The sequence below is a fragment of the Winogradskyella sp. genome, assembly GCF_013213835.1.
Taxonomy (GTDB): Bacteria; Bacteroidota; Bacteroidia; order Flavobacteriales; family Flavobacteriaceae; genus Winogradskyella.
Genome location: NZ_JABSSU010000009.1, coordinates 1 through 8,842 on the forward strand (window position 1 = coordinate 1; position 8,842 = coordinate 8,842).

6 protein-coding genes are annotated in these 8,842 nt (G+C 33.6%); 4 read left to right on the forward strand and 2 right to left on the reverse strand.

The genetic code is table 11. The features are described from left to right. A partial coding sequence (locus HRU50_RS13370) for an Ig-like domain-containing protein (RefSeq protein WP_296351603.1) occupies positions 1 to 3,665 on the reverse strand: 3,665 nt, incomplete at its 3' end. Between the two features lie 318 nt (positions 3,666 to 3,983). Between HRU50_RS13370 and HRU50_RS13375 the strand changes: the two genes are divergently transcribed. From HRU50_RS13375 to HRU50_RS13390, 4 genes are all read left to right on the forward strand, one after another. Next, positions 3,984 to 4,469 (forward strand): histidine phosphatase family protein, encoded by a 486-nt coding sequence (locus HRU50_RS13375; RefSeq protein ID WP_296351604.1) that lies wholly within the window; start codon positions 3,984 to 3,986, stop codon positions 4,467 to 4,469. Further along, positions 4,469 to 6,523, forward strand: a complete 2,055-nt coding sequence (gene ppk1 / locus HRU50_RS13380) for a polyphosphate kinase 1 (RefSeq protein WP_296351605.1) — start codon at positions 4,469 to 4,471, stop codon at positions 6,521 to 6,523. Before HRU50_RS13375 ends, ppk1 begins: the two co-directional genes overlap by 1 nt. Before the next feature lies 1 nt (position 6,524). Beyond that, on the forward strand, positions 6,525 to 7,430 hold the full coding sequence (locus tag HRU50_RS13385; RefSeq protein ID WP_296351606.1) for a Ppx/GppA phosphatase family protein: 906 nt from the start codon (positions 6,525 to 6,527) through the stop codon (positions 7,428 to 7,430). A 76-nt stretch (positions 7,431 to 7,506) separates the two neighbouring features. Further along, entirely contained in the window at positions 7,507 to 8,034 is a 528-nt protein-coding gene (locus HRU50_RS13390) for a porin family protein (RefSeq protein ID WP_296351607.1), read from the forward strand. A gap of 55 nt (positions 8,035 to 8,089) precedes the next feature. Here the strand turns inward: HRU50_RS13390 and HRU50_RS13395 are convergent, their stop codons facing one another. Beyond that, the gene (locus HRU50_RS13395) at positions 8,090 to 8,671 is read right to left on the reverse strand and encodes a tRNA-(ms[2]io[6]A)-hydroxylase (protein WP_296351608.1); all 582 of its coding nucleotides are present in this window, start codon (positions 8,669 to 8,671) and stop codon (positions 8,090 to 8,092) included. Positions 8,672 to 8,842 lie beyond the last annotated feature (171 nt).

The window sequence follows — 8,842 nt, forward strand, 5'->3', positions numbered from 1 at the left end:
TCATTAAATGTCGGTGCAGTAGTATCTTGAACCGTAATCGTCTGTGTGTGTGCAGTTGTTAATCCACATGCATCAGTTGCTGTCCAAGTACGTGTTAGTGTATATTCACCAGCACAAGCACCAGCAGTATTTGTTTCGTTAAATGTTACTGTAGCATTACCACAGTTATCAGATGCTGTTAAAGTCTCAGCAGTAGGCACTGCATCACACTCAACCGTTACATCTGCAGGTAGCGCTTCACTAAATGTTGGTGCAGTTGTGTCTTGGATATTTATAGTTTGATTAACTGTAGAAGTATTTCCACAAGAATCCGTAAAAGTCCATACTCTATTGATAATGTAATTATTGTCACATCCATTATCTGTTGTTGTATCTGTATAGTTACCATTTACAGTTCCATCACAATTATCCGTAGCTGTATAATCAGTTCTTAGAGGAGAATCACATACCGTAGTTGGATTATTATCGTTGGTTGAAGCAGTTCCTTTTTGTCCACCGTCATAAAATACAGATACACCAGCTATCGGATTCGCATAAATGAACCAAATTTCAGTATTAGCAGAAAGCGTAGGTATGGCATATAAAACTATACTTCCTTTTCTAACTTGAACATTAGTAACAGGTACATCTCTTTCATTTCTTAATCTAAATTTATATCCAATAACATCGCCATTAGCATCGTCAATTCTAGTCATGAATGTTATTCTTACTTGATTTCCACCACCATTGTAAGGTACAGTTACTTCATTTCTGCTACAATAAGGATTTATTGGGGTATTAGATATATCGTCACATTCAAAGGTTAAGGTTGAAGGGATAGTCTCTGGAACAGGGGCTATTGTGTCTTGAACAGTAATAGTTTGCGCATGTACAGTTGTTAATCCACATTCATCAGTTGCCGTCCAAGTACGGATTAGAGTATAGGTATTAGCACAAGCACCAGCAGTATTTGTTTCGTTAAATGTTACTGTAGCATTCCCACAGTTATCAGACGCTGTTAATGTTTCTGCAGTCGGTACTGCATCACACTCAACAGTTACATCTGTAGGTAGCGCTTCATTAAACGTCGGTGCTGTTGTATCTTCAATCGTAATGGTTTGGGTAGCAGTGCTCTCATTATTACATTCGTCAATTAATATCCAAGTTCGAGTAATTACAGATTCACTTGGACAATTACCTGCCACAGTCTCATCCGAGAAGGTTGCCTCAAGACCTGTAGAGCAATTGTCTGCTTCATCTGTTACGTCTCCAGTAATTGATAAATCATTTGGATCTAAATCACATTCAATTGTTATATCTACTGGCACCGTGAATGTTGGAGGAGTTGTATCTACAACTGTTATAGTTTGGTTTTGAGAAACGGAGGTTCCACAAACATCTGTAGCCGTCCATGTTCTGATAACAGTCTTGGTATTACCGCATGCATTTGTTTCACTATCAGATCCACTAATAGTTACAAGACCACATGTGTCATGAGCAGTAGCTGCTTCAAACACTGGTGCTACTTTTTTAAAGGTAATTGTATGAATAAGATAATCATGGTCAGAATCACCTGGCTCATAAGGTGCAGTAAATTCAACACGATCAAAGGCATCACCGTTATCAGTAGTGAATATAATAGGATTATTTACACTATCGTTTCCACCGTAATGTCTTTTTGTAGTGCCAACTTGTTGATTATTTAGGTAAAATGTTAATAGCGCATCTTCATTTGGATTTTTCCAGCCAAAAGTTACATTAATGTACAATTGTGGATCACTAAAATCTACCCTAATTACTTCAGTTCCTGTAGCATTTGCACCAAGTTCACCTGATGCCCCAGAAATATTTCCATCAACACCAAAACCTAGATTGTTAGGAATATCAAAATTTCTAGGAGAATAACTATTACTATTAACAGGTTTAAACCAAGCTGTAACTTCATATTCGCTGTTAGTAATTGAGTAATTGCTACTATTTATAATGCTTTCGCTTTGTATAATGTCACTAATTGGTGGAATATCTTGATCACACTCTATTGTAATGTCTGCAGGAATGGATAAAGTTGGCGGAGTAGTATCTTGAATTGTAATGGTTTGTGAAGCTGTTGCTGTATTTCCACAAACGTTAGTAACAGTAAATGTTCTAATAACAACTGCAGGACAGTCATCAGAAGTACTTATAACATCATTATATGTTACACTGTCAATCCCACTGTTGTCGGAAACATTGTAGTTTCCATTAATAGAAAAAATTGATTGAACATCATTTGATCCATATTCATTCAATTCAAAAACTGCAGTAGCACTTGTTATATCAGCAGCCGAGCAACCTTCAATAGTAATTTCTGAAGGTACAGAGATTGTGGGGTTAGAGTTGACGATTTGAATTGGATTACTACTAAACGTAGTTGTACAACCAACAAATTTATTTCTAACAATTAAATTATATGAACCTGGTGAAAGGCCATCAAAAATTGGTGAATCTTGAAAATTAACCCCATCAATCGAATACTCAAACTCTGGTCCAATAGGACTATCAACAGTTATACTGTAATCGTTAGTGCTGCCACATCCCACAGTAAATGAAGGATCTGCAGGTAAAGGCACAAAAGTTAGAGTTACTGTTGCAGAATCGCATACAGTACTATTTGGTGCTGGTAAACAAACCTCATAATCAAAGGTAACATCTCCAGTAAAACCAGGTGATGGTACATAACTATATGTTCCATCTGAATTTAGTGTAAATGATTGTCCTGCAGGTGAAGGTCCAGATAATAGTGAATATGTAGAACCATCAGGTACATTATTATGTTGATGTATATCACCAGATATTTTTATGTCAATGCAGCTCACTTTATTCTGGTCAACTGCATATTTTTGTAAAATAAAGAATTTCCCATCTCCATGGTCTCTAGTCGCGGCAACAAAAACAGTTCTTGTGATTTGAGAACCCGTTGGCGCTATATCACTTAAATAGAAGAGACCGATGGCTATAGTCTGACCATTTTCGTTACATCTTCCCGATCTCCAATAATCTGAACCATTAACTGGTGGACCAAATGTACAATTTTGGTAATTTCCAGAATTTCTAACGAAGGTCTCACCAAGTTTTTGCTCAGGTCCACCACCAGGAGGTATGCCCCATAATTCTATATAGAAGCAATTATTACCACCACGTTCTGTAACCGCCAATACTCCACCTTCATTAGCTGGAATTGCAGGACTATAAAAAATAGTTTGCTTTTGAGCATCTGTTGTTAGTGCTGCATTAAAATTGGTACATATATTTCTACCATTTGGGTTGGCATTAAAATAATGGTTAAGGTTTGTGTCCTGAAAAGTCGATGTAGCATTAGAGACCCAGTTTGCCTGTCCACTATTGCCACCAACATTTGCACCATTTTGTTTAATTTTATTTGGACCATGACCATCAGGTCCTAATTGTGTCATCTCATAACTTGTAGGAACCACAAACGTATTGTAAAGGGTTCCGTCAATTGTTACAGACTGAATAGTAGCTGGATCACTATTATTAGATTGTGTATCTGCCCATTGAAAAGTAACACCTGATTGAATGGAAGGTGACTGTTGAGCAAAAATAACATCACATAGTATAATTAATGAAAAGCTAAGGACACACTTAATTATACCAATTTTCGAAATACAATTGTTATTGTTTCTCATATTGTAAAAAATAACTTATTACGCAATATGTGTTGGTCAGTTTTCAACTTTTATTTTCTAAAAAAAATAAAAATCAAAACTTATCTAACACAACTTGTTTACTTTGTTAACTTTAAAATAAAGAGGGAGGTGTACTTTATTCAGTACTATAATGGAATATTTAATTAATTTTTGATTTGGGGTCATTAAATTATTACTTTACAAATTAAACTTATCCTCTACATTATAACAAACAATGTAGTTGAGCGTGCAAAGTAATCGATAAAACGGAGATATGCAACATTTTATCGATAAAAAATTACATTTAATCGAATAGAAATGAAAACAATTGTACTTGTTAGACATGGTAAATCTTCTTGGGAATACAATGTTGAAGATGCCAAAAGACCTCTGAAAACAAGAGGTTTAGAAGATGCTAAAAGGGTCTCGAACCATTATTTTATGAGTAATATTATTCCTAATAAAGTATTCTCAAGCATAGCTAAGAGAGCTGATGACACTTGTAAAGTGTTTATGGCTAATGAAAAAATGTTAAATACAAGTTATGAAGCTATTGAGGATTTATATGATTTTGGTGGTGAGAAAGTGATAAAATTTATAAAACAATTGCCTAATAGTCTTGAATCATGTATGATTTTTGGTCATAATTATGCATTTACATCCATTGTCAATATATATGGTGATAAGTTTATTGATAATCTACCTACATGTGGTTTGGTAAAGATTAATTTTGAAATAACTAACTGGTCTGAATTAAAACCTGGCAAAACAGATTTAATAATTATTCCTAAAACATTGCGTTAGTGAAAAAAGAAAAAAACAGCTACATCAATAGAGAGTTAAGTTGGTTACAATTTAATGCAAGAGTACTTCAAGAAGCAAGTGACAATTCTGTTCCTTTAATTGAACGTTTAAGATTTTTGGGAATTTTTTCTAATAATTTAGATGAATTTTTTAAGGTACGATATGCCACAATAAAGCGTATTGATGAAGCAGGTAAAGGTGGTAAAAGTGAATTAGGTGGTATAAAAGCAAGTGATTTGTTAGAACAGATCACAAAAATTGTAATAGACCAACAAGCTGAAAGCCTCCAAATTTTAGATTCCATAAATAAGGAACTTCTTAAAGAAAATATTCATGTTATAAAAGAAGATGAAATTACAAGTATTCAAGCAACGTTTATCAAGAGTTATTTTTATGAGGAAATAAGTCCGGCGCTGGTTGTTATTATACTTGATGAGGATACAGATATACCTGAGCTTAAGGATAGTGCAGCTTATTTAACTGTAAAAATGTCTAATTCTGAAGGAAAGAATCAATTTGCATTGATAGAAATTTCGAAGTCAATGGACAGGTTTATTGTTCTTCCTAATCAGGGTGACGCTAACTACATTATAATGGTAGATGATTTATTGCGGTATTGCCTAGATGACATTTTCAATATTTTCACTTATGAAAGCATTTCTGCTCACATGATTAAGATAACCAGAGATGGTGAACTAGATTTTGATAGTGACTTAAGTAAAAGTTTTATTGATAAATTATCCAGAAGTGTAAAAGGTAGAGATTCTGGTGATCCTGTGCGCTTTGTTTATGATAAAAATATAGATTTAGATACTCTAAATTTTTTGCTTCAAAGAATGCAAATTGATTCTAAGGATAGTATAATTCCTGGTGGTAGGTATCATAATCGAAGAGACTATATGAGTTTTCCGAGTCTAGGTAGAGAAGACTTACTATATCCAAAGATAAAGCCACTTTTTGTGGAAGGTTTAAGTTTTCAAGAAAGTATATTTAAATCAATTGCCAAAAAAGACTACCTCGTATATACGCCTTATCATACCTTTTCTTATATCGTTAAATTTTTGAGAGAAGCCGCTTTAGATCCTAAGGTAAGATCAATAAAGATTACCATTTATAGATTAGCTCAAATATCTCATGTCGCTAGTTCTTTAATAAATGCTGCAAAAAATGGTAAAGAAGTTACAGTCTCTATCGAGCTAAGAGCACGTTTTGATGAAGAAGCTAATATTGAATATGCTGAGCAAATGCAAGATGCTGGTGTAAATATGCGTTTTGGCGTAACCGGTTTAAAGGTGCATTCTAAAATGTGTGTGATAGAACGACAGGAAGAGCAAAAAATGGTGCGATACGGTTTTATAAGTACAGGAAATTTCAACGAGTCTACAGCAAAAATATACACTGATTTCACCTTACTAACAGCAAACTCTAAAATATTAAAGGATATAAATAAGGTATTTGACTTCTTTGAAGTTAGTTATATCGTTAATAGGTATAAGCACATTATAACCTCACCTCATTATACCAGATCAAAACTATTTGCACTTATCGATAACGAAATTGAAAATGCTAAAAGTGGTAAAACATCTTTTATTAAATTAAAGATGAACAGCATTAGTAGTTATAAAATGATAGATAAACTTTATGAAGCGAGCAGAGCTGGTGTAAAAATACAGATGATTGTAAGAGGTATTTGTTGTATCGTTCCAGGTGTTGAGGGTATGAGTGAAAATATTGAAATTATTAGTATTATAGATAAGTTCTTAGAACATACTAGACTTTTTATATTTGCAAATGATAACGATCCTAAAGTCTACATTTCTTCAGCCGATTGGATGACTAGAAATATTGACCATAGGGTAGAAGTAACTTGTCCAATCTACGATGACGATATAAAGCTAGAGTTACAAGATTTATATGATATTTGCTGGCAAGATAATGTGAAAGCTCGTATTATCAATAAAAGTCAAAATAATGAATATCGAAGAAATAACGGTAAAAAGATAAGAGCTCAACACGAAACCTATAACTATTACTTAAAGAAACAGGAAAGATAACATGCTGAAGATTTTTAAATATGCGGCAATCGATATTGGATCTAACGCTGTAAGGTTATTAATTTCTAATATTATTGAACAAGATGGCAAGCCAACAAAATTCAAAAAGAACTCATTAGTCAGAATTCCTATCAGACTTGGTGCAGATGTTTTTTTAAATGGTGAAATATCAGAATTTAATCAGCAGAGAATGATTGATACCATGACTGCATTTAGCTTAATAATGAAATCTCATGGTGTTGTTAAATACAAAGCATGTGCTACTTCTGCAATGCGAGAAGCCAGTAACAATAAGGATTTAGTTCAAAAAATTTCTGAAACTAGCGGTATTAATATTGATATTATTGATGGACAGGTAGAAGCTGCTATTATTGCCGAAACAGATCTTCATACGTATATCGATGAAAATAAAACCTATTTGTATGTAGATGTAGGTGGTGGAAGTACAGAGTTCTCCATTATTCACAATGCTGAAAAAATTAAATCAAAGTCTTTTAAAATTGGAACTGTACGATTATTAAATGATATAGTGAAGGAGGATACATGGAATGAGTTAGAGGAATGGATAAAGACTAATACTGAGCACTATGATAAAATAGAGCTGATTGGTTCTGGTGGTAATATTAATAAGATTTTTAAAGTATCGGGTACACCAATTGGCAAACCTTTAAGTTATTTTTACTTGACAAGTTATTATTGGGATTTGAAAAGTTATTCATACGAGGGGCGCATTACCGAGCTAAATCTTAACCAAGATAGAGCAGATGTAATCATACCGGCAACACGAATTTATTTATCAGCAATGAAGTGGAGTGGAGCTAAGGATATCTATGTGCCTAAAATTGGATTGTCAGATGGTATCATAAAAAGCCTTTACTACGATAAAGTAAGTAGTGTGTCGCTTTAAATCTTTAATTATTAGACTTTTTATCTATATTTGGACCTATATTTCATGTAGAAATTAAATAATACCTCAAATAAAAATGAAAAAACTTTTACTCATACTTTTTATAAGCGCAACAGCTTTAAGCTTTTCGCAAGAAATAAAATATGGTATACGTGGATCTTTAAATGTTTCTAATTTAGATTTCGATCCAGATGCAAACTTTGAAAATAAACACAGAAATGGTTTTGCTTTTGCTGGTTTTGTAGATTTTGGTTTGTCTGAAACTGTGGCATTAAGAACAGAATTACAATGGTCAGCTGAAGGTGGGAAAGAACAAGAACTAAGAGCTGATTACATCCAATTGCCTATTATGCTTAGATTAAATGTTTCTGAGAGATTATCTTTGGGTGCTGGTCCACAACTAAATTTAAAGACCTGGAAGGACAACGACGGATTCTCTACATTCACTTTCTCAGGCGTTTTAGGTGCTGAGTACATGATTACCTCTGATTTATTTATAGACGTGAGGTATTCTTATGGATTCTCTAATATTTTAGACAAAGATTTGACTGATGTAGAGGCGAAGAATCATGTGATGCAATTCGGATTCGGAATAAAAATTTAAGAATATTAATCAATATCATAAAAAAGGCTTCAATGAAAATTGAAGCCTTTTTTTATTATCCGTGTACAGTAACATCTTTACCTAAGTCCTTCATTATTTCGGCTTCATAATCAAGAAGTTGTTGCCACTTTACATCAACTTCTTTTCTGTTACCATATTGACGTGCAAAGTTTAAAAACATGGTGTAGTGACTCGCTTCACTAATCATGAGTTTTCTATAAAACTTAGCTAGTTTCTTGTCTTCTAGCTCTTCAGAAAGCAATCTAAAACGTTCACAGCTTCTTGCTTCTATAAGTGCGGCGTAGAGCAGACGATGCACCAATTGTGTCGTTCTGCTTCCGCCTTTGGGAAAAAACTTTAAGAGTTTAAGTACATACTCATCTTTTCGATCGCGACCTAAGCTCCATCCACGTTCTAAAATAAGATCATGCACCATTTTAAAATGACTCATTTCTTCCTCAACTAGATCTATCATTTCTTTCACTAAATCGGTATATTCAGGAAAACCAACAATAAGAGAAATGGCTGTACTTGCTGCCTTTTGCTCGCAAAACGCATGATCGGTTAAAATGTCTTCAATATTTTTTTCTACAATATTAACCCATCTTGGATCTGTAGGTAACTTCAATCCTAACATAGTCTAATTTTTAATTTTGGTATAGCGTATATGTCCTTTGTTGTCAATTATAATTTTATGAAAAGATCTACGGCTCGTTTCAGGAATTTCATACATCACTTCAACTACAACATGATCTTTATTCTCAAGGTAATCAATAACATTTATAGATTTTAAAATGGCTAATTCATT

Bases quoted from the DNA above. Each gene is read 5' to 3' on its own strand.
- HRU50_RS13375 (WP_296351604.1), top strand. From the start codon at position 3,984: ATGAAAACAATTGTACTTGTTAGACATGGTAAATCTTCTTGGGAATAC.
- HRU50_RS13385 (WP_296351606.1), top strand. From the start codon at position 6,525: ATGCTGAAGATTTTTAAATATGCGGCAATCGATATTGGATCTAACGCT.
- HRU50_RS13390 (WP_296351607.1), top strand. From the start codon at position 7,507: ATGAAAAAACTTTTACTCATACTTTTTATAAGCGCAACAGCTTTAAGC.
- HRU50_RS13395 (WP_296351608.1), bottom strand. From the start codon at position 8,671: ATGTTAGGATTGAAGTTACCTACAGATCCAAGATGGGTTAATATTGTA.